Raw genomic sequence first — 26,664 nt, forward strand, 5'->3', positions numbered from 1 at the left:
AGGCAGGTGTCCAGAACATGGTGAGTTGCATCCCCCCGAATGCGCAACCGCCACCATTGCAGCTCGCGACACGTCCGCCTAGGCTGCCGCCTCAACTCGCTGGGGGGCGGGTGTGCGACGAACGACAGATCTTCTTGACGGCCGTGTCCTCGTCTCGAATGACACGGGCGGTTACGCGGTGCTTGACGCCATCGACGGGGTTCGCCTCGCTGAGCGCCCGTACGAGCTTGCGCCATCGAGACGCGACGATCTTGAGGCGCGCGGCCTCCTTACGCCGTTGGGATCCGCCGACTGGAGCGAACTTGAACGGGCGGCGCACAGAACCCGCAAGTCCTTCCTGCTCGACGGCCCTGCGCTGCACATCTTCGTCGTCACCCTGCGATGCGACCATAGCTGCCAGTACTGCCAGGTCTCGCGGGCGGCGCTGACCGCGCAGGGCTTCGACATGAGCCTCACGGATGCTGAGGCCGCACTTGACCGCGTGTTCGAGAGCCCCTCGCCGACGCTGACTATCGAGTTCCAGGGGGGCGAACCTGCTCTGCGGTTCGACCTGGTTCGTCACATCGTGGAAAGCGCGGTGCGGCGAAACGCCGAAGCGGGACGGACCCTGCGATTCAGCATGGTCTCGACCCTGCATCATCTTGGCTCGGACGAACTCGCCTTCTGCCGCGAGCACGGCATCCATCTCTCCACGTCGATCGATGGTCCTGCTCAGTTGCACGACGCGCAGCGACCAAATCCGACACGGGACGCCCATGCGCGCACGCTCGAGGGTTTGGCGCGGGCTCGCGAGGTGCTCGGCGGTGACGGCGTGGTGGCCTTGCCGACCGTCACACGCGCCGCGTTGGCGGACCCTATCGGGCTGGTTGAACACTACCGCGCCCTAGGGTTCCGCTCCATCTTCCTGCGTCCCGTCAGTCCCTACGGTTTCGCCCGCAAGACGAAGCGCGTCCATGGCTATGACATGGACGCCTTCGTGGGCTTCTATGTTCGCGCGTTGGATCACATCCTGAACCTCAACGCCCAAGGCGAGCCCTTCGAGGAAATCTACGCGGGCATCCTGCTGCGGCACATCCTGACACCCTTCCATTCCGGTTATGTGGACCTGCGCTCGCCTGCAGGCGCGGGCCTCGGGGTCCTGGTCTACAATTACGATGGACAGGTCTATCCCTCGGACGAGGCGCGCATGGTGGCCGAGACGGGAGACCGCCGACTGGCCTTAGGGGACGTCCAAACCTCCCTCGATGAGCTTCTCGACTCCCCGGCGATGGCTTGGCTTCGCCAAGGCGCTGTCGCCGAAGAACTCCCTGGCTGCGACCGCTGCGCCTTCGTGCCGTTCTGCGGCGCGGATCCGGTCTACCACGGCGCCATTCACGGCGATCCCGTGGGCGACCGGGCGACGAGCGAATTCTGCGCCAAGCACATGGGCTTGTTCCGGCATCTCTTCCGTAGCATCGCAGATGGCGACCCGACGACCCTGCGCACCTTCACGGCCTGGGCGCTGGGCAAGTCGCGTACGGACATCGCCGAGCCGGGCTACGTCGAGCGATGACGGGCGCCGTCCCGCTTCATACCCACGCGCGGGTTTCCGGCGTCGACCGGCCTGAGATCCTCAAGGTGCTTTCGCCTGAGGAAGCGGTCGGCTCGCACCTTCCGCCGCAAGACGTCCTGCTGTTCGCGGAAGGCATAGACGGCCCAAGCCTCACTCGGCCCGGCGATGCGCCGGCTCGCGTGGAGGATCTCCGCGACCGCAGGGTCATCCGACCGGGCGACGTCGTACGTCTGCGGCCGGGCGGCAGCCTGGTGTCGGTACTCTATCGCCGGGGTTCCACCTCCAACACGCTCTTCGCCACCGAGCGCTGCAACAGCCTCTGCTTGATGTGCTCCCAGCCGCCGCGCGATGAGGACGACCGTTGGCGTGTCGACGAGATGTTGCGGGTGATCAGCCTGGTCGACCGCGAGGAATTGCAACTCGGGATCACCGGGGGTGAGCCTACGCTGCTCGGCGAGGATCTCGCGCGGGTGTTGGACGCCATCAGCGTCTACCTGCCCGACACCCAGGTCCAGATCCTCACCAATGGTCGGACCTTCGCCGACGCGGCCCTGGCAGAGCGGCTGGCCACGATCCATCGCGACCGTACGGTCTGGGCGGTGCCGCTCTATGGCGATGTCGCGCGCCTCCACGATGAAGTGGTCGACGTCGAGGGTGCCTTTAGGGAGACCCTCGACGGCCTCTATCAACTCGGGCGGCTCAGGGCTCGGGTGGAGATCCGGGTGGTGCTGCACCAATTGACCATCCCGCGTCTCGCGCAACTCTCCGCCTTCATTTATCGACGGTTGCCCTTCGTGAATCACGTCGCGCTGATGGGCTTGGAGCCGATGGGCTTCGCCAAGACCAACCGCGACCGGCTCTGGATCGACCCGGCCGACTATCAGGCGGAGTTGGCGGCAGCGGTCTTCCACCTCGCCGCACGCGGCCTGCCGGTCTCGATCTACAATCTCCCGCTCTGCGTGCTTGACCGGCGGCTTTGGCCGTTTGCGCGACAATCCATATCCGGGTGGAAGAACATCTATCCGCCGGACTGTAAGGATTGCGTCGTGCGCGATCACTGCGCCGGCTTCTTCGCCTCCGCCGGCCCGACCTGGCGAAGCCGCGCGGTCCGTCCCTTCCAGTTTGAGGAGTTTGCCGCGTGACTTGGCGCGAGCGTTTGGCCCTGTTGCTTGGGGCGGCCAGCCCCTTCGCGGCGGGCGGACCTGTCATGGCGACGCCGTCGGTCCTGCCACGGTTGCAGGACGGGCGAGAGACTGTTTCGCCGATCCAGCCGCTCGAATTCTGGAGCGACCCGGCTCATGCCGATCATGCGCTTCAGTTGGCGGGGCATCGCAGCCACAGCAGCCATTCCAGCCACCGGAGCCATTCGAGTCACGTGTCCGGCTCCGGGCATGCGTCGCACTATTCCGGCAGCACGGTCACGACCCCGTCGCCAGTCTACCGCGCGCCGGCGCCGGTCTACACGCCGCCAGCGCCCGTCTACACGCCGCCGACCCCACGGGCGCCGTCGACTGGAGGCCGGACAAGTTCGCCGGTCCGAGGCTTGCCGTCGACGGCATCGCCGACCCCACCCGCAGGTCTCACATCCAGTGGTCGCCTGACGCAGGACACAGTAAGTCAGTTCGTTCAACGCGTGCAGATTGCCCTGATGGTGAAGGGCTACGACCCAGGACCAGCCGATGGCGAGCTCTCCCCGAAGACCCGCGATGCGCTCAGGGCGTTCCAAACCGCCTCCAACCTGGAAGTGAGCGGAAACATGGATGTGCCGACCCTCAATGCGCTCGGCGTGCTGAAGTAGGTCTACTGCGCCAGCAGCCGGGGAGGCACACAAGTTGCAGGCTTCCGCTCAAACGTCCGCCATGCGCACCGATCCCAAGTTCCGCTTGTGGCGCACCTCTGCCTCAGAGGTGCCGACGGTTAATGTCCGCTATGGGTCGAGTCCATTCGACCTTCACATCAATCCCACGAACGTCAGGTTTCGGGCTCGGAGCCAAGGTCCGCTACCGGCGCGCAGAAGAACTCGTCCGAGCGGGATGGAGAAAATCTGTCAGGCCGTGCGCCCGCTCTATAATGCCTCTATTTCCGGGGCCGGAGGTGACGTTGATCAAACCCCCTGGACGTCCGGACAGAATGCGCCGGCTTTCGAAGGCCGAACTTGCGGACATCGACGCACGCCTTCGGCAATGGCAGTCGTTTGACGAGATCGACGCGGTGTTGAAGGCCGTGCGGGAGACCACCGGTTTCTATGCGGTCGGCCAGGGTGGCCTCAAGATTTGGCGGGAGGCATTCGTGGCCGTCTCGTGCGCGTTGCAAACCCACGCGAGGCGCATAAGGCTTGGCGGCGACCCGCCGGATTTCGAGCTCGACTACGGTGACCACGTGCGCGCGTTCGAGCTCGTGGACGTGTTTCCGGTCGGTCGGCGGCTCGGCCGCGAATACGACACCTTCGCCGACCTCTGGAACAATTCCCAAGGCATTCCCCTGGAGCACGTCGACATGGAGGCGGAGCTAGAGGCCTTGCCGGCGGACTTGGAGGCTCAGCTGCAGGCGAAGGCCGCGAAGGGGTATAGTCCGTCGCCGATCCTAGTGGCCGACATCCATCATGCGATTTTCCCACAGAGCGACATTGGCGATCTCAGCCGGCTGGCTGGGATAGCGCGGCGATACCTGACCCACTTCCCTGAGGTCTGGCTGCGCATGAGCAGAAATCTGGTGCGGGTATCTCCTTTCGGCGAAACGCGCATCCATGGCGCCCATGACGCGGGCGGCGACTAGCGGCGGCTGGGGTCCTGTCGCGGCTCTGGGCCCGCGGCGGTCGAGGCCTCGCTCTGTGGTCGCGCCGACGCGGCCTTGATTTGCAACCAGTACTCCGCCTGATCCTCCGACCCAGCCACCCTGGCGTCACCGGAGCGGTGCCGCCAGGGTAGGTCCTCGACCGTCACGCCCCGCAAAATCTGTGGTGGAGCGTCTGGGAGTTGCCTTGTTGGAAGCGGCCTCCATGACCTCAATATGACAACTTTCGCCGACCGGGGAAACGCGACCTCATGACAAGTCTGATCACCTGGGTTTCACGCGATCATCAGCGCTTTGCAGCGCTGCATGTCGCCAGTGACAGCCGCGTCTCATGGGAGGTGACGGCCGGCCGCTGGGACGCCGGCCGCAAGGTGTTCGCGTCCAAGGTGACGCCTGATATCTGGGCCTACTGTGGAGATGTATTGTTCCCAGCGCTTGTTCTGAGCCAGCTTGTGAGCGCGGCCGACCATGGTCTGGTGCTCGGCGAGGGCCCACCAGAAATTCGTCATGCACGAGCGGTGGAGGCGATGCAGGCTTCCTTCCGTCGTCGACATCGGGCCGTCGAACGCGACTTCACAATTCTCCACGCGAGCCGAGAGGGGGAGGGGCGTGACGCACGCCCCCGGCTTTGGAGGACCTCGGTCGTGGTGAAAACCGGCACGTGGGTCGACGAGGAGTTGGCGATCGACGAGAACTTCGCGGGTGTGGTTGAGCGTTTCGGGACTGGCCGAGTCTCAATGACGCTTGCCGGTCAGCCATGGAAGGGTAGTGCGGTAGGTGAAACAAGCCGGGCCGTCTACAGCGGCTTTTGCGACTCGCTGAAGAGCGGAAAGGACCCCTCGACAGGCGGCGCCCCTCAACTCGCGTCACTATTCCCTAGAGGCCCTGGCCGTACCTCCGGCGTACTACATGATGGGGATCTTTATCTGCATGGATTGCCGATCCTAGAGGTTTGCGGTGCTTCCGAGATCGAATGGTATGATCGACTCTTCCAACGTATTGATCCAACGACCAGAGCGCGCCGCCTTGGCGCGGCCCGTCAGCCGAGGCCAAAAGGGATTTGAAGCCTGAGCGCTGCGTGCGCTTGCAGCGGCCCGTGAACGTCCGCTGTCGGGCCGGGACCCAACTTCCGCTCCTGGCGCAAACCTGCCGCCGTCTGAGTGTGCAACGACGTCCAAGGCGCGGCGTTTGGCCTGCCGCTGAGATGCCGCGTCCTAACAGCCTGGAATTGCAAAACCCCACAGCCTATAGTCAAGCCTATGGGGGCGCTGTCAGCACTTACTCAGTTCTTCGGTAGGAGTACGCCCTTCGCGACTCCTATGAACGACCCGTTCGTACAGCTGGACCGATCGGTGATCTCGGCCAAGCTCAAATTGCGCGAGCGGGGAAAAGAACAAGGCGCGGCAGGACTTCCGCCGCATGACACTGCAACCCTGGATACTGTCGAAGCTGACGTCGCGGTTGAGATCGGCGAACACTACTCACGGGCTCAGATCGAGTCGGCCAACAGTATCCGCACCTACGACACCCGGCTGGGCGATCTTGTCCTGCTCTCCAAGCTCTCCTCGATCGGGGCCGAAGCCCGCCGCGCAGTCGGCGATTTCAAGGCCGAGGTCGTCAATTGCAACAATCGCCTGGCCAACAGCCGGGCCGCGATCACCGACTCCTACCGCGATCTGGCGAGCTTCCGGGAAGAGAACCGCCTGACGCGGCCGGCCCATGCCGCGCCGCCGGCCATCTCAACCTACGGCTACATCCTTCTGGCCTGGTTCATGGAGACGGTGATGAACGCGTTCCTCCTGCGCCTCAATGATGACATGGGCTACCTGGGCGGGGTGATCGCCGCAGCCACCGTGGGGGCGATCAACGTTCTGGCCTCGGCCTTCGTGGGGCGGATGGTCTGGCCCCGCGCCAATGTGCGCGACGGGCTCCAGCGCGGCCTGGCCTGGGCCGGCATCGCCGCCTGGATAGTCTTCGTGCTGGTCTGGAACCTTCTGGCGGCGCACTTCCGGGACGCCAAGTCGGCCGGCGCGGAACTCCCGGAACAGGTAGCGCTGACGCTGATGGGCTCGGGCCTGGACAGCATCTTCTCCTGGGGCCTCTTGATCGCCGGCGTCATCTTCGCGGTGACCGCCGCCCTGGCCGGCTATCGAATGGACGATCCCTATCCCGGCTACGGCCACGCCACCCGTCGCCACGATGCGCGCTGCGAGGACTACGCCGCCGAGGTCGAGCGGGCGACGCAGGAGTTGAAGGACATCCGGGACGAAGGCATCGACGAGGCCACGGCGGTGCGCGAACGGCTCGAACAGCAAATGGCCGAGCGCAACCAGATCCTAGCTGCTCGGGAAGCGTTCTCGCGGCGGTATGTGGAGTACGGTGACCAGCTGGAGCAATTGGCCAACGCGCTGTTGCAGGACTACCGCGCGGCCAACATGGCGGCGCGATCGGACCCGCCGCCGGCTCACTTCAAGACCGCCTGGACCCTAAAGCGCCACCCGCTCCCCTTGGCCACGCCGCCGGAGGTTGCGGCCGGCGCGGTGGAGCAGGCGGAGGCGACGCTCGAACGCGCCGTGGCCGAGATCGCCGCGGCCTTCGACGCGGCCATCAGCCAGTTCGAGCCGCTGGACGGCCTGCGGCGGAGGCTGGGCGATGGCTAAGCGAGCGCGACGCGCCTCGGTGGCGGAAGAGCGGGCGGCCCGCGAGCGGCGCTCGGGGCTGTTCAAGATCGCGGGCGTGGCTGTCGCGGTGGCTGCGGTGGGCGTCCTCTACTACAGCGTCATGAGCGGTCGAAAAGCGCTCGATCCCGAGACCCTGTGCCCGGCCGAGCCGACGAGCATGACGGTGCTCCTGGTCGATGTGACCGATCCGCTGAACCCGGCCCAGCGCCAGGACTTCATGAACCAGCTGGCGGGCCTCAAGAACTCGATCCCGCGCTACGGCCAGCTCACCGTCGCCAAGGTGGACGCCACGTCCGACAAGCTGCTGGCCCCGGTGATCGTTCGCTGTAATCCCGGGACGGCTGCGGACGCCAACAGCGCCACCGGCGATCCGGGCAAGCTGCAGAAGCAGTGGGAGGAGGGGTTCAGCCGGCCGCTCGACGCCGCCTTCGAGCAGCTGTCCAAGGCAAGTGGCGCGGAGACGTCGCCGATCCTGGAATCGATCCAGTCGGTGAACCTGACCGAGCTGCAGAAGCCCGCCACTCGGGACAAACCCAAGCGGCTGATCATCGTCTCCGACCTGCTCCAGAATACCGCCGAAGCCAGCTTCTATGGCGCCCTGCCGACACCCGAGACGTTCCTCGCCAGCCCGGCGTTCCAGAAGGCGCGCACCGACCTGCGGGGCGTCGAGCTGGAGCTTTGGATGCTGCAGCGGCCAGACGGGGCCGCCACTCAGCCGCGCGCGCTGCCCGACCTTTGGGACGCCGCCATCTCCAAGCAGGGCGGCTTCGTGAAACGCGTCTACAACGTCAGCGGATAGCTCCATGTCTCAGTCGCACCCGACCGGCTTTGTCGACCGCCTCGCCGAACGCGGCCTGATCGACCGATGGGGCTTCCTTAGCTTCGCGTTCGGCGGCGCCGTCCTGATCCTGCTCGCCAAAAGCCTGCAGGCCAACGCCGCAGTGGTGGCGGCGGGCGCCGTGGCGGCGATGACCGCCTACGCGCTGGTCGTGCAGCGCTCGGGCAGCGGACGGCTGCGCGCCGACCAGGCCGGCGACAACTGCTACTACCTGGGCCTGGTCTACACCTTGATCAGCCTCTCCTACGCCATCTTCACTTTCGACCCCGCCGACACCGCCACCACCATCGTCCAGGGCTTCGGGATCGCGCTTTCGACCACCGTGATGGGCTTGGTGCTGCGGGTGTTCTTCCACCAGAGCCGGCCGGACTTGGTGCAGACCGAAGACACCGCGCGGATCGAGCTGGCGGACGCGGCCGGCCGGCTGAAGGCCGAGCTGTCGAGCATGGTCGTGAGCTTCAACGACTTCGGCCGCCAGACCCGCCAGTCGCTCGAAGAGCTCAGCGTCGAGGTGGTGCGCAGTCTGAACACGGCGCGGGAGGCGTCGGATGCGGCGATCCGCGCGGCGTCGGCCGAGGCCAACGCGGCCCTGGCGGAGCAGAACACCGAAGCGCTGGCCAAGGCCAAGCGCATGTCCGCCGCCACCGAGAAGGTCGTGGCCGGCATCGAGCGGCAAGCCGAGGCGCTCGGCAAGGCGGCCGCCGCCACCGACGGTATCTCTGCGGGCCTGGCCGCGCTCAACGACGCGGCGAGCGTCACCCGCGCCGCGATGCAGGCCCAAGCCGAGCAGGCCGGCGAGCTCAATCGCCTCCAGGCCGAGGCCCAAGCCAGCAGCCGCGATCTGCGCGATGCCGCCGTCCAACTGGTGGAGAACGTGCGCGCGCTGGATGAGACCGCGGGCCGCTTCGACCGCCTCGTGGCCGCGCGCCTGGCCGAAGTGCGGGCCGCGCCTGAGGCCGTTGTCGCCGAAGCGCGCGTGTCGCTCGAGCGGGCGTTGGGTGAGCTGAGCACGACCCTGCAGGCCACCGTCGCCGCCCAGCGCGACGCCGCGGCGGACCTCGCGGCGCGGACCGCCGAGAGCCTAGCGCTAGCCCAAGGTCACAACCGTGCGCTGGAGGCCGAGCTTGGTCGCTCCCGCGAGAACGTCGCCAAGGTGCATGCGGCCCTGGTCGAGATGACCGGCCGCCTCGCGAACCGCCTGGAGTCTGAGGTCGCGTGACCAACCAGGTCGACCTACGGCAGGACAAGAGTTATCGGCGCGGCCTCGTCCTCGGTCTGACCATGGCTGAGATCATGATCCTCCTGATCTTCGTCCTGCTGATGGCGCTTGCGGCCGCGCTGCAGAAGCGCGACAGCCAGATCCGCCTGCTCGACAGCGGCGGCGCGTCTCGCCTCGTGGAGGCGGTGCAGCGGGCCTATCCGAAAGCCAAGACCGAGGAGGAGTACTTCAAGGAACTCACGCGCGCGATCGAGACGCGGCAGGCCGTGGAGGCGGCCGGCCTGGAAGCGGGCGGTAAGGCGCTGGTCGCCGACGCCGATCTCGGGCGCAGCGTCCGCGAGGCGGCCGACAAGGCCGGGATCGACAATCCGGAACGGTTCGTGCGGCAGGCGATGGCGACGGCCGGCAAGTCCAAGAAGGGCCAATGGCCGCCGTTCTTCAGCCTCAGCGAGGCCGGCGGCTACTACTTCGACAGCGGCAAGGCGACGCTGCGGCCGGAGTTCGAAGCGAACCTGCGGCGCGAGATCATCCCGATGCTGGCGCGCAGCGTGGCGGACTACGACGTCGACGTCATCGAAGTCATCGGACACACCGACGAGGTGCCGATGTCGGGCGAGAGCAACCTCGACGCCAGCCTGATCGCCGCCTCCCGCAACCGCTTCCCGATGGCCGGACTGCGGTCGACAGACAACGCCGGCCTGGCGATCGCCCGGGCGGTCTCGGTGGTCCGCATCCTGCGGGCCGACCCGCGGCTTAAGGGCGTCACCATCCTGCCCCTGTCCGGAGGCCAGATGATCGTGCCGGTTGACCACATGGCCGATGGGGCCGCCCGCGGCGGCGACCAGCGCCGCCGGCGGATCGAGATCCGGCTGCGCAAGTCCACGCAGGAGGCGACGGCCGAGACGCCTGCGCCCGCCCGCAGGGACGCGCGCCGATGAGCGGCGACGAGCTAGACGCCAACCTCGAGCGCCTTCGGCGGGCGGTCGCGCGCCGGCGCCCAGCGCTCGTCGTGGCGCCGACCGCTCCGCCCAACCTCGAACCTGGGATCGAGATGCCGGGGCCGGCCTTGGCGGCCACGCGGCCGGCCTCGCCTGTCGTGGCCCCGCAGCCGTCGCGTCCGGCGATGCTGACGCCGACGGCGACGCCTCCGCCGATCACGCACGCCCCCTCCGCTCGGCCGGACGCGTCTGTCGAACCGCGTCCGTCCGGGTGGTTCGCCCGCCTCCTGCAGCGCCTGCTCCCGCGCCGCGTCTCCCCGGACGCCTGACCCATGTCACGCCGCGCACGCCGCGTACGCGGCCCATCTGCTCCGCCGACCAGCGTAAGAACCGGGCTCGGGCTGGGCGAGCGCTTGGTCCTCGGCCTGGCCTGCCTCGGCTTCCTCGTCGTGATGTTCGTGGTCTTCGAGCGTGGTCCGCGCGTACGCCATGCCGCAGCGCCAACGCCGGCGGAAGCGCCGGCGCCAGCAACCGACGGCGGGCGGCAGTTCGCTTGCGAGAGCGTCGCAGTGGTGGACGGCGACACCCTGCGCTGTGGCCGCCAGCGCGTGCGGCTTGCGTCGATCGATGCGCCGGAGATGCCGGGCCACTGCCGGACGGGCCGCGAATGCACCCCCGGTGACCCCTTCGCGAGCACCGAGCATTTGAAGCGGCTCATCGGAGGTAGCCCTGTGGCGTGCCGCGAAGTCGATATCGACGTCTATGGCCGCTCCGTGGCGTTATGCACTGCGAGGGGCGAAGACCTCTCTTGCGCCCAGGTCAAAGCTGGCGTCGCCATCGTCCGCTACGGAGAGCTCTCGTGCCGCTAGCGCGAGACCCTCGGGGGCGTCCGAAGCGGCGGGCCGCCTAGTGGCGATCGCTTTTGGCATTCTGGCCGTCCTCGCGATGCTCGTGACCTTCGGACTGCAGAAGGCCCATCACGACCAGACCGGCGTGTGGGGACCGTCGCGGGCGCAGATGCGCTACATCCGTCGCAAGGCCCGCAAGTCGGGCATTTCCGAGCACGACGCTTACGAGGCATGGCTCGCGCGTAACGAGCAGGCGCTGGTGGCGACGCCGGCGCCCGCGCTGGCGAACGCCCCGACCGCTGAGGGGCCGAAGCGCCGAGGCGGTTGCCTCGGCGCGTTGCTCCTCGTCCTCGCGGTCGTCGCCGCTTTAGCCGTCATCGGCACAGTGGCGGGCCGGCCGGGCCTTCGCTCCGCCACCGTCGACCGCGCCCGCGTAAACTGCCGGGCCGAGGCCGCCGCAGGCGCGAAGATCGTCATGACATTCTCCCGCGGTGACCCCGTGCGAGTCGTCGAAGAGAGCGGCGGATGGTCCAAGGTCATTGCCGGGGATGTTGGATACGGAGTGAACTCCTCGCGGCCCCTAGGAACGAGAGAAACTGAACGTCCGCTCCTCGACCCGAAACCAATGTCGGCTTATGGCGCATCGCGGAAGGAGGACGCTGACTTCCCTGGCGCATTGGAGACTTCGCCGTACTGCAGAGACTGGGTTCCCTCCCCGATAGGGCGTCTCTGGCGCACTTCTCAAGCCGCTGCGCGCCTGGGCTGGACCACGTCGCGGGCGTGGTCCAGCGCCCACTCCAGGGCAAAGTCAGCCACGGTCTCCCAGCCCGGATCGATACAGGTCCAGTGCGAGCGGCCTTCGAAGATCCTCAGTTCCGTCACCGAGGGCGCGCGCTTCTGCTTCGCGTAGATGGCGCGCGTCATCCCGGCGTCCGCGATCAGGTCCTCCCGCCGCCGATCAGCAGCAGCGGCGCACGGTGGGGTTGTCCCAACGAATGCGGCCTGAGGCGCCGGCGACGCCGTCCCGATAGACATTGCCGGGGGTCGGGACGATGTAGCGGTCGTAGAGGGCGTCCAGAAAGGCGGGTCGAAGAGGTAGAGCGAGGCCGCCTGCAGCGAGGCGGGCCCAAAACCCAGCCCTGTCGGAGTTTCCGCGATGACGACACACCCATGCAGCCGTCCGCTTGATCGGATGCTGCAGGCCAGCGGCCTTTGAGTGAGGCATAATCTCGCCCAGCTCGAGGACCTTTCAGTGAACTATTTTGGCGCCGGCGGCGAGCAACTGCATTGCTCAAAATCGAGGGGCAAATCGGCTTGGCCGACTTTTCAACAGAATAGGCGCTATCCCGGCATAGCGCTGCGCAGCTGCCGTCAGCGGACCACGAGGTCGTCGGTGAGTTCGAAGTAGTCCGGACTACTGTCCGGTAGGCCAACCCCCAGCATCAGAGTGGCGGTCAGCGCCAAACCGGCTGGGTTCGCTCGGGTCGTGAAGAGTAGGCTCTCGCACGACGGCGTCAGCCCTGGGGCGGGTAGAAAGTCCCAACTGACGGCGCATGGTCGAGGCGCGTGAGCGACTATGAACGGTTGATAAGCCTTCTCCGCCAGGTCGTCGAAGGCCGGTCGGCGCGTGATCGCGCCGTTGGCGTCAACACCCAGGCGGCCCGCGTAAGCGGCCGGCCGGCTAACAGTCGTAGGGAACTGCGCTAAGACTTCGGAGTCCGACATCTCGAACTGGATCCGCATCCAACTGATCTCATAGCGCGGGTCGACGCGCAGCTGCAGCCCGCAACGGGCGAGGACGAGCCCTGTCGTAGGGTCCGCAACGGCGACCGGGGTGGCAAACCGCGCCTCGAGTTCGGCGCCCCCGACGGCGGCTTCGTCCGCCCCCTCAGAGCGCCCTTGCCTGGGCGCCTGCCTTCGTAGCCGGGCGGGAGGGCGTAGGCGCAGCGGGACGTCCAGTGGTCTTGCGCTGATGCTGGTCACGAGCGGTTGCCTCCGCTGAAAACACCCAGGGACGCCCAGGCGTAGGGGTGTGGGTCTTGGTGGCGGATCTTACGCTGAGCCAGGGCGAGCGCCTCTTGGATCGACTGACCCGGAGACGGCATGGAAGCCTGGTACATGCCGTCCATGATCGCCGCGGCGGCTTGGTCGTCGAGTTGCCAGAACGCGCCCAACACCGCTTCAGCTCCGCTCGCGAGGAAGGCCGCGGAGAGGCTTTGTACATGACCTCCCAACTCGGGCCGCGCGCGTGCCGTTTCGCAGGCGCTAAGCACGACCAACGGGGGCGCATGTCGTGCGTGCAAGAGCTCAAAGGCGAAGACCGGACGGTCTGCCAGGAGCAGGTGAGACAAGAGGGGCGCTTCGGGAACGAACACGCCATGACAGGCGAGATGCAAGATGTCGCTCTCACGCAGAGCGCTGAGCAAGGCGTCAGCGGTGGCGGCGTCGCCGAGCTTCAGATTTGGCGCCGCGAACTGCTGAGCCACCTGGCGCAATTCGGGTTCGACAAACGCCAGAGGCTGGGCCAATGCGTAGCGTGGGTGAGGGCAGCCAATGCCCTGCCACCGCTGCTCGTGTGTGACAGTCGCGCGCGGTGACCCAGAGATCCGCTGCGCGGAAAGGGCGTAGCCGACGCTATGGGTGGCGATGAGGGGCTGGCCATTCAGTGGCATCGCGGCGAACGAGACGCCCGCCAGGACTTGCGACGTGATGATACGCAGAGCACGCACCTGGTGCAGCGTCTCTGTTAGTGGATCGAGCAGGTGGCGACCGAGTTGCGCGAGTGCGTCGGTCGGAAATCGGCCGAGGATCTCATGCTGTGCTGCGGTCGCCAGCAGCCCGATTTCCAGCGCCGAAACCTCAGTCTGGTGGGCGTAGATCTTTGAGGGCGTCAGGCAGAAGACCACCATCTGTCCGCCAGCTTCCGCGTACTCCAGAAGCGCCGTGTCGGGGGGCAACGAGCCCTGAACCCGTTCGCACCATTTGAGGAGGACACTGCGCGAGATTGGAGCTTCGGCGCGCCGCGAGCGGAGCACATCAGCATGCCCTAACAGCCATTCCGCCTCGTTCTGGATGGCGGCAAGATCTTGTTCGTCCCCGCGGTCCGTCGCCTCCTGGGCCTTCAATATGAGGGGGTCAAGGCGCGTCTCAGGCATCGATGGTGAAGCCGGCGCAGCGCCCGCGACGCTGTCGGGCTGGAATGCCGCCGGGCCGGCCAGGAACAGTTCTGAGAGGCCGAAGGCGGTCGCCGATGCATCGGCAGCGACCGCCGCGACGATCCCCGCCTGAAAGATCTCCTGCGCTTGCCGCGCGTCCGATCGCCGAAAACGGTCTGACGCAGCGCCGCGGATAGTGCGTCCGGCCAGGAGACAGCCTTCGATGTAGTCTTCGAGGGACGCGCTCCGATCGCCAGACTGGGCTCGTAGGTCGCCACGCATCAGATATGGGCGATGGGTGCTAGCGCCGGATTCGATCCAGGACGCGAGGATGGCCTCAGCCTCAGCGTTGCGGCCAAGCGTGAGGTCGCAGGCAGCTTCCTCGGCATAGAGCCGCTCAGTCCACTCTGGCGCGACGTCGCTTGGGGCGACGAACTCTCGAGCGGTGGCAAAGGCTTCCAAGGCGCTAATCGGTAAGCCGATCCGTCGACAGATCGTACCGCGCTCGTAGTGGGCCGCGAGGAGCAGGGCTGGATCGTTAAACTGGTGCCCGCGTTGGACGGCGTGGTCGAGCGCGGCGAGAGCATCATAGTCCACACCGGCCGCCTTGAGGGTCACCGCGAGTTCCAGGTAGGCGCGCCCGACCCGATGTTCGGCACCAACGGCGCGAAGCATCATGGCGGCCTGAACCACGAGATCGATCGCTTCCTCAGGGGAGGTGTCGCCACGGGTGCAGCGGAGGTACGATAGGTAGGTCTCAGCCAACGAGATACTCGGTCCGTAGGGCTGCAGGATCTCAGCCGCAGCCTTGAGGCCGGTCGCCAGCAGTTCGCGGTCCAAACCCTGGCGCGCGACGAATGCCTCAAAGAACGGCCGGGGGAGAAGGATGGCTTCCGGGGCCAAGCGTATGGTGGTTGTCGACGACGCCTTGAGGACCATGGCGTCAAGGCCCTGGACACCAAGGCGGCCCAGCTCCGCCACCAGTTCGCCAGGAGCGCCTTGCCGCGTCATGTCGACAAATCGCGCGCTTGGCCGGCCTGCCGAGCGAGGCCGACAAGCGGGTTGTTGGGATCAATGGCTCGAGCTTGATCGAGGGCGGCCTCGGCGGCCGCGTCCTCATCCGCTAGGCGGGCGACGATCGCAAAGAGCGCATGGCCGAGGGCTTGCTTCGGTGCCGCTTGCCGGTAGCCGTTCAGCAACTCGAGAGCGTCGGTCCACCGCTCCAGCAAGGCATAGGTTACTGCAAGCGCTAGGAGATGCTTGGCGTCGTAAGGGGCCAATCCGAACGCGAACTCGTAGCCCTTGCCGGCTTGGTCCAGCGCCTTGAGGCGGTCATCATCGAGGGTCTGCGAGGCGACGAGTTCTTGGACGGCGTCGTGGATCACGGAGCCATCAATGGCGCGATCGCCGATCTGGATTAGGGCGGCGAGTTCGAACCAAGCGTCAGCGGAGCGCGGCATGGCGCCCACAAGAGCTCGGAGTTCCATCAGGTCGGCGCCGCGATTGCCTTGGGTGAACGCTCTTGAAATCCGTTGAAGGATGCTCGGCGTAGCCTCGGCGCTCGGCGCGGCCGTGGGGTATCGCGTCCGAGCCGCGGCGACGACGTCACCGACGAGCCCGGATGGATCGGCCGCGATCGCGCGCGCATCCGCCAAGTCAGCCACATCCAGGTGGCCCTCAACCCGCATGTCGCGACCGAACATGAGCAGGCTCAAAGCGTCGTGTCGCCCATTGCCCATCATCTCAAGCTGGCTCAGCGCATCCAGGGGGCGGCCGCGGGCCAGGTAGGATTCGACCAGATACTGCCGCGGACTCGGGTCAGTGGTTCCCGTGGCGACTGCGCGAACCCAATGTTCGTGAGCCTGGTGCTCATCGCCTTGGCTCCGACAAAGCAGGGCAGCGCAGATGTGCAGTGTGCCGAGCATGTGCTGAAGTCGCGCCTGCGGGTCTCTATCGCGTCTTGCGGTCAGTTCGACCGCATCCAGGTAAACGCCGCGGAGCGCTTGGCGCGCGGCGCGGATCTGTTCTTCAACGGCTGCCAGCGCCTGATCGAGATCTCGGCCGCTCGACACGGCCGCCTGTGCGCCGTGGATCGCCCGATCCGGGGCCACGTGTAGGGGCTTGGCCGCTTGCGCCAAGGGCAAGTCGTCCAAGAGGTGTGAAAGCATGAGGTAGGGGTGCACGGCCAGCCCTATGCGTCGCCATAGTCGGCTAGACGAAGTCGGGTGGTCTCGATCTTCGGGGACGCGGCGTTTGACACATCGCGCGCTTTCAACGTCGGGCGCGCCATGAGCCGGTTGTGGAGGGATCGCGCGCGGAACAGCGGAGCCAAACCGCCCTGAGCGACCAGTTGCGTGCCGATGTCTCGCGACTGAGCGATGGAGAGGTCTGCGCTCAGATCCACCATCGTCGCTGGCGCCAGCGACGCGCCGGCCTTCGCCTTCAACTCGATAAGAGCATTCCCCGAGGAGGAAATGACGATCGTCGCTGCTTGCGCTTCGACAACCTCCGTCACGACGACATAGTCCTTCTTCCAGTCGCCTTTCTCCGCTGCGGCCACGATCTGCTGCTCTAGGACGAGTAGCGGTGCGATCTCGGACGTTTTGCACTGAGCGGCCTGGAAGAACACAGCCTGCTTCTCAGCGAAGCTGAGTTGGATCCCAGCGTCGCCATGCGCGAGCGCCGAGCCTGCCGCCGGCGTCGCACCGGCCGCCTTGGCAGTGAAGGTTACGGCGTTGGAGGAGACGTAGCTGAGCTCAGCATACGCGACGCCGGTCCTGGTCTCAAAGCCGATGCCGAAGTCCGCAAGGGACCCTAGTGGCTCATAGCCCCCGCCGGTCAGTCGTCCGACGTCCCCGAGGCGAAGAGCGATCGTCGGCAACCAGGTGGCCGAATAGCCGAAGTGCTCACGCATCTCGCGCACGTAGCGAAGATTAAGCTGCACCACCTCCCCCCATTCCGCGCCCCGTTGAAACTCAACCATGGAATGAGCCATTGGGCGATTGCAAGAACGAAGCTCTCCGAACTGGGCGCCGTTGCCGACCGTGGCCGGGCGGGTCCCGCCCGGGGTCAGGTCGCTGCAATCGTGGGGCTGATCGCCACCCGGTCGCGCATGCCGTGTTTGGACGTGCCGGTGATCATGAGCGCACTTGCATTCTCGTCGAACTTGGAGATCTGGGAGGCCAGCGGGAACGGTCGTTGGAGATCTTCGACGGAGATGCGGCTCGTCTCGTCGAGGTCGATCGTACCGTCTCCAGGTCCTGACCCCACGGTGACCCGGAAGATGGTCTCGAACGCGATCGTGCGGCCGCCGAGCCGAATCTCATAGTCGACGCGCACAGGGTACACGACGCGGTCGTTCGCCCGGTTGTTCTCGGGGTTCTCTGGGCTGTCCATCCAGTGCTGTCGAAAGTCACTGAGTTGAAGGATGTTCTGGACTTGGTCACCCTCGGACAAAGCCTTCACGCGGGTAGCTCGCCTGTGATTGTGCCGCCCATGATAACAACCTTTGTCTTGGAGACGCCAAGCCGGAGCTGGTGCGAGAGCGAGGCGAGGGCGATGCAGGAGAGCGTATGGAGTCTGCCAAGCCAAGCTTTGCCGTACATGGCTGGGGAATCTGAGGCCATTGAATGGCTGCTCTCCGGCTGGAGCCCAACTTCAGCTACTGGCGCAACGCTGACGCTCGCTGAACGCTAGCCGTTCAGTCGATCCCTTACCAGAAGGCGATATTCCAGCGGACGGTCGCCCGCATCTACCGGACCTTGTCGGTCGCGGTCCTACGCCGAGCATCCCAAGCCTTCATGATGTTCTTCTGCCGTCCCACGGGGGTATAGCCAATCACGGTGTAGAGCTGCGCCGCACCTCCCAGCCTGGCCAGGCACGTCGTCGGGCTGGGAAGCTCGCTGTCCTCGTGAATGAGGCGCGACGTCAGTCGCCCCTCCCGCGCCAACAGCGCCTTCAAACGCGCGATGAGTTCCGCATCCGACATTGCGGACTTCCGGGCCCACTTCTCCCCCGGCGCCTTGACGCGCGCCCGCGAGGTGCGCTGCCGATACGAAAGCCGCCAACCTGCCAGCTCATAGGCCGCCGTAAGGCTGCCGAAACGCCTGCGGATGATGTGCACGCTGTGAACCCCAGGCGTGGATGCGATCAGCTCCATGTCCAGGCGGCCGTGCTGCCCAATGATGGTGCGAAGTTCTTCGATCAGCGCTTCGTCTGGGACCCCTCGGCCGGAGTGGTATTCCGCCCGTCGGGCCTGGGCTTTGGCAAACAGGCCCTTCGACACCAGCGGGGGACAGGCGTCATGGACCCGGACCCAATCTTCCTTCGGCTGCGCCTGGGATTTCCGCAGCCTTGCGCGCCGCCGATTCAGCACCAGCGTCCCGACATAGGCCTCGTTGGCGATCAGTGCGCGGACGCCCCAAGGAGCCCAAGTGCGACCACTCGGTCCTGTCACCCCTTCCAAGTTTAGACGACGCGCAATGTCCGTGGCTTTCAGGCGCCGGGTCGCATAGTCGGCGAAGATCCGACGCACCGTCGCGACCTCAATCTCGGGTCCCCGTACCAGCTTGCTGCGATGGCCGTGGAGCGCCTTCCGCTCGCCGGGCTCCATCACAGCGCCGGCCTTACCGTCGAAGCGGACCATCTGGCGGCGAAAGCCGTAAGGCGCGGCGCCGCCCCGCCAATATCCCTGCAGTGCGACCCCTCTCTGGGCCCGGATAACCTTGGCGGACAGCTCCCCCAGATACTCGGCAGCCATCGCCCGCTTGATCTGCTTCATGATGCTGGCCGCGAGGCTCGCTTCGTCGCCGAACGCCTCAGCGCAATAGGTGACCTGGACGCCGTAGGACCGGCAGATGAACTCGTAGTGCGCGGCCTCGTCCGGATCCTGGAAGCGTCCCCATCTACTGACATCGAGCACCAGGACCACCTCGAAGGCCGCCGACCCGCTGACAATGTCGGCGAGGAGCTGCTTGAGGCCGCCGCGGGTCTCGAATTCCAGTCCGCTCACGCCAGCGTCGACGTAGCTCTTCACCACGTCGAGGTCACAGGCTTGCGCATAGGCCGCGATAGCTCGGGTCTGGCTCTCCAGCGAGTAGCGCTGGTGCTCCGCTGACATGCGCAGGTACTGCGCTGCGCGCCTCGTCCCTGCGCCTGCCATCCACGCCTCCAAGGTCAACTGCTGAAACAACCTCGAGCGTGCGCCTCGCGTTCCGCGCCGTGCGTCAGGGCCCGAAGGCGAGGGCGGCCAGGCCGACGCCCGCAAGGGCGCCCGCTAGGACGAGGACGGCCCAGCCACTGGCCTTTGCTTCGAGCCAAGTGCCGATCTTCAGCGACAGCGTGGCGGGGGGAGGGGATGAATGTTCTCGGTGCTGCGTCATGGCTGTATCTTAAATACAGTATACGTCAGGAACGGTCGCATGCTTGCCCGCACCTGCGCTTCATCGCATTGATCCCCAACCTCCAGACGACGTCCAAGGTGTCCGTGTCCGAAGCTTCATCGACGATGGCGGTCATGCGCGCCGAGCCCGACGGCTACGACATGGCCAAGATCCAGCTCATGGGACGCCAGGCGGCGGGCCACGGCTTCCTCCGCGCCGCCGTCCAGGCCCGGGGCGACAATCCCGTCCACGCGTTCACCGGCACGAACCGGGCCGCTGAGGGGTTCAAGGCGATCGTACGCAAGATCGACCCGACGGCGACGGTCGAGTGGATCCACACAGAGCATCTTCACCGGGTCGCCGACGTCGGCGTCCTGTTCCTGGCCGACGCGACGGTCGCGTCCCACGCCAAGATGCGTCAGCGCGTCGGGCTCACCGCCTTCTCGTTCTGCGGCGTGACCCACACCACCGCCACCCACGGCGCGATGGACGAGATCGCCGGCCTCCTGCGCGAACCCGTGGCGCCCTGGGACGCCCTGATCTGCACCTCGACCTCCGTCGCCGAGACCGTCCGACGTATTCATGAGGCCGAGGCCGACTACCTCCGTTGGCGCCTGGGCCCCGAGGTGCGGATCCAGGGGCCGCAGCTGCCGCTCATTCCGCTGGGCGTCCATTGCGACGACTTCGTCTTCAGCGAAGCGACCCGGACGGCCGCCCGGACGGCGCTGGCCCTCGAGGCGGACGAGGTGGCCTGCCTGTTCACCGGCCGCCTGGTGTTCCACGCCAAAGCTCACCCGCACGCCATGTTCCGCGGCCTCCAGCTCGCGGCTCAACGAAGCGGCAAGCGGCTGGCGCTGATCCTCTCCGGCTGGTTCCCCAACGCCGACATCGAGGCCGCCTTCCGCGACGGCGCACGAGACTTCGCTCCCGACGTCCGGCTCATCGTCATCGATGGCCGCCAACCCGTGGGGCGCGAGCACAGCTGGGCCGCCGCCGACCTGTTCATCTCCCTGTCCGACAGCATCCAGGAAACCTTCGGCCTCACGCCGATCGAGGCGATGGCCGCCGCCCTGCCCGTCGTCGTCACCGACTGGGACGGCTACAAGGACACGGTCCGGGACGGCGTCGACGGCTTCCGCGTGCGCACCTGGGCGCCGGACGGCGGGGCCGGCGTGGCGCTCGCGCGCGCCCATGAGAACCAGACGCTGAACTATGACTCCTACTGCTGGGCCGCGACCGCAGCGACCGCGGTCGACATGGGCCAGGTCGCCGAGGCGGTCGCGACGCTCGCCGCCAATCCCGACCTGCGACGGCGCATGGGCGAGGCCGGCCGGGCGCGGGCGCGGGCGATCTACGACTGGCGAGTCGTCTTCCATCAGCATCAGGAGCTGTGGGCCGATCTGAACGCACGCCGACGCGCCGCCGCCGCCGATCCCGCCTTGCAGGACCATCTGGGCCGCATGCCCCGCGCGTCGTCAGCCCGCCTGGATCCCTTCCACGCTTTCGGCCACTACCCCACCGAGCTCCTCACGCCCCAGACCCGCCTCGCGCTCGCGCCCGGCGTCACCCGCGCCGACCTGACCGTCGTGCTCAACCACGCCCTCTTCAGCGGCCTCGCCTTCCCCGCCTCGAAGGCCGAAGACGTCTTCGGCGCTCTGGAGTCCGCCGGCCCCGCCACCCTCACCGAAACCGCCACCCGCTTGAACGCCAACCTCGCCCTCATCACACGAGCGGCGGCGTTGCTTGTGAAGGCTGGATTGGTGGGGGCACACTAGGTCAGCACATCGGACAGGTGCGGGGGAACCAGCACTACCGTTCTGTCGAGCTAGCCACGCCATCCCGCTGGCGAGCATTGCCTCATATACGTCCCGCAAAATGCGGCGTCTGGCGCCAGCTTGGCGCGAGGAGGCTCTCGCGCCACACGCGAACGACGTTGACGCGTCACATCACAAGCCAGGAGTGTGGCGGCGTTAGGGGAGACTCTAGAAGATGCAAACTCTCAGGTTTGTGGGTGCCGTCCTCGCGGCCGCTGTCGCTCTGCCGGCTCATGCGGCGATCATCGCGTTCGACAGCGGGACACCCGTGACTAACCCCACCAACCAGACCGGCTTCGAGCGGTTCACGCAGGTGAGCAACCCTGCGAACGTCCCATATGTCGAGGATGGCATTGCGGTGACCTTCGTAAGCACGTCAGGCATCGCGCAGGTTTCCAGCTTTCTGCCGCGGACCGGCGACGACAACTTTCAGATCGGTGGGGCGGGCGACTACGTGCGGATCCGAATGACCAATGGCAGCCTGATCGACGGTATTCACTGGTGGGCGCGCGGCCGGAGCAACCAGGCGATCTACTGGCAGGCCTTGCGCGGCGGCAATCTGGTGCAGGCCAATCACTTCAGCGCGTTCGGAAGCGACGACTTGTACCGCGCCTTCGGTCTCCTTGTGACCTCGCCCGGCCAGCAGTTCGACGAACTGCGCCTGGTGACTGTGCGGGACGGGACGCCGTTCGCGCCGAACAATTCCAGTTCGTTCTTCCTGGATGATTTATTCATCCACGCCATCGATCCGCCGACAGCGGTGCCGGAGCCGGGTGCGTGGGCGCTGATGGTCGCGGGGTTTGGCCTTGCGGGTGCTGGGCTACGCCATCGCCGTTTCCGGGGCATGAGACCTGGGGCGCTTTAGGCGCCGATCCGCGAGTTCGATCGCAGCGCGTACTTTGAAGATCCAATCTGCTTAGCAGAAACTCATGGCTTTCTGGGGCGGTTCGACGACTGTCGATAGGGAGAGACGAGGGGCCTAGCACAGTTCCCTGTCATCCAGGCCATAGCAGGAATATGTGAAACGGCTTGGGAGGCTATCGTCCGTATCCACCTTCACGCACCCCCGCGGCTCGCATGAGGGCCCCTAACTCACGGCCCTGGAGGTTACACTTGGCGACCACGCGGTCATGGCTGCGATGCTGGGCCAAGCACTTCACGCTGCGGCCCTTGGCAATGCGGGCCAGCGCTACCTTTGCTTCTTGGCCGCCCGGGTGCGCCAGTTCGGGCGCGTAGAAGTCGGCTAGGCGAACTTCGGCCCATTGCTGCGGTTCAGGGCCTAGCGCCACGCACAGGCTGTCTCCGTCGCCCACATAGACGACAGGCCCGCTGAACGTCCGGCCAGATTCTAGCGCCTCCGGCATAGGTCCCTTATCGGGGATCAGCTTGCAGGGATCAGCAAGTGCGGGAGAGGCGACCGCAAGGCCTGCAAAGACTGCCGCACGAAGGCTCACGCGGCCACTGGCTCGGGCGGATCGAAGGCTAGTACGCGACTGCCGGGGGGCTTCAGCACGCTACGATAGTCAGCGCTCAGGTCCAGCCAGATCCGCGCGCTCTCGCGGTCCAGAAACACGGGTTGCCGGTCATGGAAGCGGACCATGTCACAGGCGTCGGTCACGCCTTGCATCAGCATCGTGTAGCTCTCGGTCGTCTCGCCCTGCCATGTGTGGCGCGCCCACAGGCCGGCGAGGAAGAGGGGTGAGCCATCGGCCGGGCTAATGGCGTGCTTTGTCATCCGACCCTTCGGTCCCGTGTGCTCGACGAAGTGGGTTGCCGGAATGATGCAGCGCTTCTCTTTGAGGATCTGCCGGAAAGTCGCCTTCTCGTGCATCTCCTCGGAGCGGCAGTTGTTCGTGGCGGCCTTCCAGTCCTTTGCCGGGCCCTTGTGGAAGAACGGCACGACGCCCCACCGGCCCACGGCCGGCTCCAGGCCCGCGGAAGGATTTGCCGGATCGATCGGCCGGACGAAGAGGCCCTGGTAGCGCGGCCAGACCGACTCCGTCGCCCAGGGCTGGTTCGCCAGCGTGGCGTCGCCGGCCGACAAGACCAAGTCGAGGCCTAGCAGTTCCTGAAACTGCCTCACCAGGTCCGGCAGGCTGGCGTTGTTGCTGTAGAGGTTGCACATGTTCCGAACCCTGTGGCGCGGCCTGCAGGGAGTCCATCGGAGGGCTGGAAATCTCCACAGGATATAGCGACAGGAGGCCCGCCTTGACCGTGTCCGAGCAGACCTGGGCCCGTGAGAGCGAAGCGGATCGGCGACGCCTTGTTCTCGAGGCCGCCACCCTGGGCTTCCGCTTGGTCGTCGTGACTCAGGAAGGCACGGAGTGGCAGCCTGATCCAGATCCATCGACCTGGTAGGTCGGCTCACGGACGCGCCCGACACCCTTTTTGCGTCCTCCGAGACAGGTAAGGTCGGGTTCGTTTGGCAGGGGTCGCAGTTGAGCCCATCGGATGTTCCGCGACCGTGCACTACCCGGGTAGGATAGCGAGATGGACCTTGAGGAGCAGCACCGCCGCGCCGTGCACTTACTCTGCGAGGGGCGCTTTCAGGAGGCGTGGCCGCTCTACGAGGCGCGGCGACAAATGCCCGGAACGACAACGCTGGAGCCCGTGGCCGACTACCCGGAATGGCTAGGCGAAGACGTCAGCGGTAGAACGGTGATGGTCGTGGCCGAACAAGGCTTCGGCGATCAATTGATGTTCGCGCGCTACCTACCGAAGCTGGCAGCGCGAGGGGCGACGATCAAGCTCCTGTGCCATCCCTCGATCTGGTTGCTGTTCGGCAGCTTGGGCTACGCAGGTCACCCGTACTTCGTGAACGCGCCTGCCCCGCCGGCCGACTATTGGGTTCTGATGGGCTCTCTGCCCCTTCGACTTGGGATCCCCGAGCCGCCTGAGGCCGTCTACATGTCCCGCACGACGGGGCAGGGCGTGGGCGTCAAAACTTCGGGAAGCCCAACGCACCTGAACGACGCCTTTCGATCCCTGCCGCCGTCCGCTGCATCCCGGCTGCTGTCGATGGGCCGCGATCTGGACCCTTCGGCGACCGGCGCCCGCTCATTCCAGCAGACCGCAGAGATCGTCGCCAAGTTGGGCTTGGTGGTCTCCGTAGATACGTCCGTCGTTCACCTGGCGGGCGCGATGGGAAAGCCTTGCTGGGTCCTCTTGTCCCGTCAGGGCCTAGACTGGCGTTGGGGTGATGGCGTCCGCTCGCCTTGGTATCCGGAGATGCGGCTCATCCGACAGCAGCGGGACGGGGATTGGGATGCCGTCCTCGACGTCGTCAGCCGGGATCTTGAGCGGGCATGATGACGCGGCCAGGGTCCGTCTTCCCGGTAGCGCTAAATCCAGACGCGGGCCGAGCCTCCGCAGACTCTGCAGACAAGCCGGGCGCGAATCTCCATCGGCGTTGCGTCCGAGCCGAAGAGCCTTACCGCCTCGGGACGGGCGAACGTCACACGGCGATCGCATCCTTCGCACTGCGCCTTGAGGACCTGATCCGTCCGCAGGGAGCGGTTCAGGTTCTGGAAGAGCTGTCCCATGTCAGCGCCTCGAGCCCGGCACAGGCTTCGGCCCGTCACGACGCTTTCGGGACCACGCCGCTCGCTCGGCCTCGTGCATCGGCCAATAGACCAGCGTGCGGCCCTTCCATTTCCCCAGCACCTCGCCGCTCGTGCCGCCGCCACTAAGGACGCCCACGCGATAGGGCACATCGAGGTCGTTGAGAGCACTGGGCGCGAAGTTGGCGGTGGCCTCCTCGGCCATGAGCCGGATGCGGATGATGTCGCGCTTCGTGAAGCCAAACTGAGCCAGGAAGACCTTGCGGACGGCGTCGTTCATGTCGCCGGTGATCATCGGCCGATAGGGAGTGCCCGGGGCCGGGGAGGCCATGTAGTGGCCGCGGGCGCCGCACTGTGCGCAGGGCGGCCGGTCATCCCAGAGGCAGGCGTCCCAGCCCAGCTCGCGAGCCAGCGCGGCGAGATCCTGCTCCACCCAGGCTTTGCACCTGGGCGCCGTGCAGCAGAACGCCAAGCGCGTCCCTAGCCGCTTCATCTCCCGGAATGTGCCTTGCCATGTTTGAGGTTGATGCTCGTTGCCGCCGGTCGCCATGACGTGAACGAACAGCGAACATATGCAGACAGTCAACTGACAGTGGAGTGACCCTGGTTGATGGAGGACCGGACGTGACTACGGTTGACCGCGCCCACGAGGCGCGTTCCAGTTGTGCCGTCTGAGGGGGAGTTCATCTTGCGTAGGATCGGTGGGGCAATCGTTGCGGTCTTGGCTCTGGCCGGCGCTGCCGGCGCTCAGGAGACTTCGGCTGGCCTGATGCTGAGCTGCGAGGGGACCGATGTCGCCGTCCAGAAAACGGGATCGACCACGACGGTGAAGACGACGCCGGGCGTCGATCCGGGGATTGGCTCTGCGCAGCACCGCGCCGCAGTCATCGCCGGGTCGACGCGTACGGAGACCACTACGACGCCGGTCTACTCCGACGTACGCGTTCCGGCACGGCTCAGCGTCGCGATCCAAGGCGATGCCATCCGGGTTCGTCCGTCCGACAACACTCGCCCCGGCCTCGGCGCCAAGAGGTCGCCAGACGGCTGGTACGACTTGGCGGAGGTGGCGATCACTGAGGCCCAGATCCGCGGTAAAGCGGCGTACGGCGGAATCCTGAGCGGAAAGTACCGCCTGTCCATCGATCGCCAGACGGGCGATGCCCAGTTCGGGAGCTTCCGGGGCGTTTGCGACAAGGCGGCAAACGGCCCAAAGGAGCGCAGGTTCTAGGCTGTCAGGGCATCTGAGGCCGTATCCTGGAGCTAGACCCCGAGGTTGATGGCCGCATCTGGCGCTTCTTTGATGCCCCAGGCATATGCGCCGCTCTTGCAGAAGCCGACCCCCCAGGGCCTTGCGAGCAAAAAGTTTCAGCGTGCTGAGATGGAAACCTTTGGAGGTGGCTAGCCCGCCTTGTGCAGGTGGCCAACCCGCCGCTTCAGAAGTGCCGTCATACTGGAGCCCCGCGTCGCATCAAAAGCGACGACCAGCGGCTGTTCGGCGACACCGACGAGGTGGGCCAGATTGCCGCCAATGCCTCAGCTTTCACAAGAGGTCGTGCTGGAGGGTGTATCCATCAGGACGCCGATCTCAGGTTCTGGTGGAAGTATCGGCATTTCGTCGACCGAGTGCGGATCATTCTGGCCCCTCCAACAAGGGCCGGGCTTGTCGCGTAGCATGTCGCGTCGAGCCGCCGACGCAATTTCGGAGCCGTTGAAATCCCTTGGGAATTCTTCGCAACATCGACGCAACATGCTATGTCCGGGTAGCGTCTTGCTCCGCCTCAAGGCGCTGAATTCGCAAGGGAAAAATTGGAGGCCCGACCGAGAATCGAACTCGGGTGCACGGATTTGCAGTCCGCTGCGTCACCACTCCGCCATCGGGCCGCCT

Annotated in this window: 22 protein-coding genes and 1 tRNA gene; 15 read left to right on the forward strand and 8 right to left on the reverse strand. The window is 66.3% G+C overall.

Translation table 11 applies throughout. The annotated features are described in order from the left end of the window. The first annotated feature begins 112 nt into the window (after positions 1–112). From hxsB to EPN98_RS07905, 11 genes are all read left to right on the forward strand, one after another. Complete coding sequence (hxsB, locus tag EPN98_RS07855; RefSeq protein ID WP_293362122.1) at positions 113–1,552, forward strand: His-Xaa-Ser system radical SAM maturase HxsB; 1,440 nt, start codon at positions 113–115, stop codon at positions 1,550–1,552. Further along, positions 1,549–2,694: a His-Xaa-Ser system radical SAM maturase HxsC gene (hxsC, locus tag EPN98_RS07860; RefSeq protein WP_293362123.1), complete on the forward strand. Its 1,146-nt coding sequence runs from the start codon at positions 1,549–1,551 to the stop codon at positions 2,692–2,694. Before hxsB ends, hxsC begins: the two co-directional genes overlap by 4 nt. After that, entirely contained in the window at positions 2,691–3,350 is a 660-nt protein-coding gene (locus EPN98_RS07865; RefSeq protein ID WP_293362124.1) for a peptidoglycan-binding protein, read from the forward strand. Before hxsC ends, EPN98_RS07865 begins: the two co-directional genes overlap by 4 nt. A 302-nt stretch (positions 3,351–3,652) precedes the next feature. Continuing rightward, the gene (locus EPN98_RS07870; RefSeq protein ID WP_293362125.1) at positions 3,653–4,327 is read left to right on the forward strand and encodes a hypothetical protein; all 675 of its coding nucleotides are present in this window, start codon (positions 3,653–3,655) and stop codon (positions 4,325–4,327) included. Positions 4,328–4,596: 269 nt separating this feature from the next. Further along, a complete protein-coding gene (locus EPN98_RS07875; RefSeq protein ID WP_293362126.1) occupies positions 4,597–5,409 on the forward strand; it encodes a hypothetical protein in 813 nt (270 codons plus the stop codon). Between the two features lie 255 nt (positions 5,410–5,664). After that, positions 5,665–7,005, forward strand: a complete 1,341-nt coding sequence (locus EPN98_RS07880; RefSeq protein ID WP_293362127.1) for a hypothetical protein — start codon at positions 5,665–5,667, stop codon at positions 7,003–7,005. After that, positions 6,998–7,825 carry a hypothetical protein gene (locus EPN98_RS07885; RefSeq protein WP_293362128.1) on the forward strand — a complete coding sequence of 276 codons (828 nt, stop codon included), beginning with the start codon at positions 6,998–7,000 and terminating at the stop codon, positions 7,823–7,825. Before EPN98_RS07880 ends, EPN98_RS07885 begins: the two co-directional genes overlap by 8 nt. Before the next feature lie 4 nt (positions 7,826–7,829). Further along, positions 7,830–9,083 (forward strand): hypothetical protein, encoded by a 1,254-nt coding sequence (locus tag EPN98_RS07890; protein ID WP_293362129.1) that lies wholly within the window; start codon positions 7,830–7,832, stop codon positions 9,081–9,083. Continuing rightward, positions 9,080–10,021 carry a hypothetical protein gene (locus tag EPN98_RS07895; protein ID WP_293362130.1) on the forward strand — a complete coding sequence of 314 codons (942 nt, stop codon included), beginning with the start codon at positions 9,080–9,082 and terminating at the stop codon, positions 10,019–10,021. Before EPN98_RS07890 ends, EPN98_RS07895 begins: the two co-directional genes overlap by 4 nt. A gap of 413 nt (positions 10,022–10,434) precedes the next feature. Further along, the gene (locus EPN98_RS07900; RefSeq protein ID WP_293362131.1) at positions 10,435–10,890 is read left to right on the forward strand and encodes a thermonuclease family protein; all 456 of its coding nucleotides are present in this window, start codon (positions 10,435–10,437) and stop codon (positions 10,888–10,890) included. 40 nt (positions 10,891–10,930) lie between these two features. Continuing rightward, entirely contained in the window at positions 10,931–11,779 is an 849-nt protein-coding gene (locus EPN98_RS07905; protein ID WP_293362132.1) for an SH3 domain-containing protein, read from the forward strand. 1,069 nt (positions 11,780–12,848) lie between these two features. Here the strand turns inward: EPN98_RS07905 and EPN98_RS07910 are convergent. The 5 genes from EPN98_RS07910 to EPN98_RS07930 all read right to left on the reverse strand — a co-directional run bounded on the left by EPN98_RS07910 (position 12,849) and on the right by EPN98_RS07930 (position 19,185). After that, positions 12,849–15,035 (reverse strand): CHAT domain-containing protein, encoded by a 2,187-nt coding sequence (locus tag EPN98_RS07910; RefSeq protein ID WP_293362133.1) that lies wholly within the window; start codon positions 15,033–15,035, stop codon positions 12,849–12,851. Continuing rightward, positions 15,032–16,162, reverse strand: a complete 1,131-nt coding sequence (locus EPN98_RS07915; protein ID WP_293362134.1) for a hypothetical protein — start codon at positions 16,160–16,162, stop codon at positions 15,032–15,034. Before EPN98_RS07915 ends, EPN98_RS07910 begins: the two co-directional genes overlap by 4 nt. A gap of 53 nt (positions 16,163–16,215) precedes the next feature. Then, positions 16,216–17,007 carry a hypothetical protein gene (locus EPN98_RS07920; RefSeq protein ID WP_293362135.1) on the reverse strand — a complete coding sequence of 264 codons (792 nt, stop codon included), beginning with the start codon at positions 17,005–17,007 and terminating at the stop codon, positions 16,216–16,218. 86 nt (positions 17,008–17,093) lie between these two features. Further along, on the reverse strand, positions 17,094–17,420 hold the full coding sequence (locus EPN98_RS07925; RefSeq protein ID WP_293362136.1) for a hypothetical protein: 327 nt from the start codon (positions 17,418–17,420) through the stop codon (positions 17,094–17,096). A 355-nt stretch (positions 17,421–17,775) separates the two neighbouring features. Continuing rightward, the gene (locus tag EPN98_RS07930) at positions 17,776–19,185 is read right to left on the reverse strand and encodes a recombinase family protein (protein WP_293362137.1); all 1,410 of its coding nucleotides are present in this window, start codon (positions 19,183–19,185) and stop codon (positions 17,776–17,778) included. Between the two features lie 324 nt (positions 19,186–19,509). Between EPN98_RS07930 and EPN98_RS07935 the strand changes: the two genes are divergently transcribed. Together EPN98_RS07935 and EPN98_RS07940 are read left to right on the forward strand one after the other, a co-directional pair. Then, positions 19,510–21,180, forward strand: coding sequence for a glycosyltransferase family 4 protein (locus tag EPN98_RS07935; protein WP_293362138.1), 1,671 nt, complete (start codon positions 19,510–19,512; stop codon positions 21,178–21,180). A 214-nt stretch (positions 21,181–21,394) separates the two neighbouring features. Further along, complete coding sequence (locus EPN98_RS07940) at positions 21,395–22,084, forward strand: PEPxxWA-CTERM sorting domain-containing protein (RefSeq protein WP_293362139.1); 690 nt, start codon at positions 21,395–21,397, stop codon at positions 22,082–22,084. A 585-nt stretch (positions 22,085–22,669) separates the two neighbouring features. Here EPN98_RS07940 and EPN98_RS07945 read toward each other — a convergent pair. Beyond that, positions 22,670–23,344 (reverse strand): SOS response-associated peptidase family protein, encoded by a 675-nt coding sequence (locus EPN98_RS07945; protein ID WP_293362140.1) that lies wholly within the window; start codon positions 23,342–23,344, stop codon positions 22,670–22,672. A 365-nt stretch (positions 23,345–23,709) separates the two neighbouring features. Here EPN98_RS07945 and EPN98_RS07950 point away from each other — a divergent pair, with 365 nt between their 5' ends. Further along, positions 23,710–24,528, forward strand: a complete 819-nt coding sequence (locus EPN98_RS07950) for a glycosyltransferase family 9 protein (protein ID WP_293362141.1) — start codon at positions 23,710–23,712, stop codon at positions 24,526–24,528. Between the two features lie 234 nt (positions 24,529–24,762). Here EPN98_RS07950 and EPN98_RS07955 read toward each other — a convergent pair whose 3' ends face one another. After that, positions 24,763–25,212, reverse strand: a complete 450-nt coding sequence (locus EPN98_RS07955; protein WP_293362142.1) for a hypothetical protein — start codon at positions 25,210–25,212, stop codon at positions 24,763–24,765. A 255-nt stretch (positions 25,213–25,467) separates the two neighbouring features. On the opposite strand from EPN98_RS07955, the gene EPN98_RS07960 reads away from it, so the two are divergent. Then, positions 25,468–26,007 (forward strand): hypothetical protein, encoded by a 540-nt coding sequence (locus EPN98_RS07960; RefSeq protein ID WP_293362143.1) that lies wholly within the window; start codon positions 25,468–25,470, stop codon positions 26,005–26,007. A gap of 579 nt (positions 26,008–26,586) precedes the next feature. Here EPN98_RS07960 and EPN98_RS07965 read toward each other — a convergent pair. Further along, a tRNA-Cys gene (locus EPN98_RS07965) sits at positions 26,587–26,660 on the reverse strand. Positions 26,661–26,664: the final 4 nt, after the last annotated feature.

The organism is Phenylobacterium sp. (genome assembly GCF_004299445.1).
Taxonomy (GTDB): domain Bacteria; phylum Pseudomonadota; class Alphaproteobacteria; order Caulobacterales; family Caulobacteraceae; genus Phenylobacterium.

Excerpts from the sequence above, each read along its gene's own strand:
- hxsC (WP_293362123.1), top strand. The coding sequence starts at position 1,549 with ATGACGGGCGCCGTCCCGCTTCATACCCACGCGCGGGTTTCCGGCGTC.
- EPN98_RS07875 (WP_293362126.1), top strand. The coding sequence starts at position 4,597 with ATGACAAGTCTGATCACCTGGGTTTCACGCGATCATCAGCGCTTTGCA.
- EPN98_RS07880 (WP_293362127.1), top strand. The coding sequence starts at position 5,665 with ATGAACGACCCGTTCGTACAGCTGGACCGATCGGTGATCTCGGCCAAG.
- EPN98_RS07885 (WP_293362128.1), top strand. The coding sequence starts at position 6,998 with ATGGCTAAGCGAGCGCGACGCGCCTCGGTGGCGGAAGAGCGGGCGGCC.
- EPN98_RS07890 (WP_293362129.1), top strand. The coding sequence starts at position 7,830 with ATGTCTCAGTCGCACCCGACCGGCTTTGTCGACCGCCTCGCCGAACGC.
- EPN98_RS07910 (WP_293362133.1), bottom strand. The coding sequence starts at position 15,035 with ATGACGCGGCAAGGCGCTCCTGGCGAACTGGTGGCGGAGCTGGGCCGC.
- EPN98_RS07920 (WP_293362135.1), bottom strand. The coding sequence starts at position 17,007 with ATGGTTGAGTTTCAACGGGGCGCGGAATGGGGGGAGGTGGTGCAGCTT.
- EPN98_RS07925 (WP_293362136.1), bottom strand. The coding sequence starts at position 17,420 with ATGGACAGCCCAGAGAACCCCGAGAACAACCGGGCGAACGACCGCGTC.
- EPN98_RS07930 (WP_293362137.1), bottom strand. The coding sequence starts at position 19,185 with ATGGCAGGCGCAGGGACGAGGCGCGCAGCGCAGTACCTGCGCATGTCA.
- EPN98_RS07940 (WP_293362139.1), top strand. The coding sequence starts at position 21,395 with ATGCAAACTCTCAGGTTTGTGGGTGCCGTCCTCGCGGCCGCTGTCGCT.
- EPN98_RS07945 (WP_293362140.1), bottom strand. The coding sequence starts at position 23,344 with ATGTGCAACCTCTACAGCAACAACGCCAGCCTGCCGGACCTGGTGAGG.
- EPN98_RS07950 (WP_293362141.1), top strand. The coding sequence starts at position 23,710 with ATGGACCTTGAGGAGCAGCACCGCCGCGCCGTGCACTTACTCTGCGAG.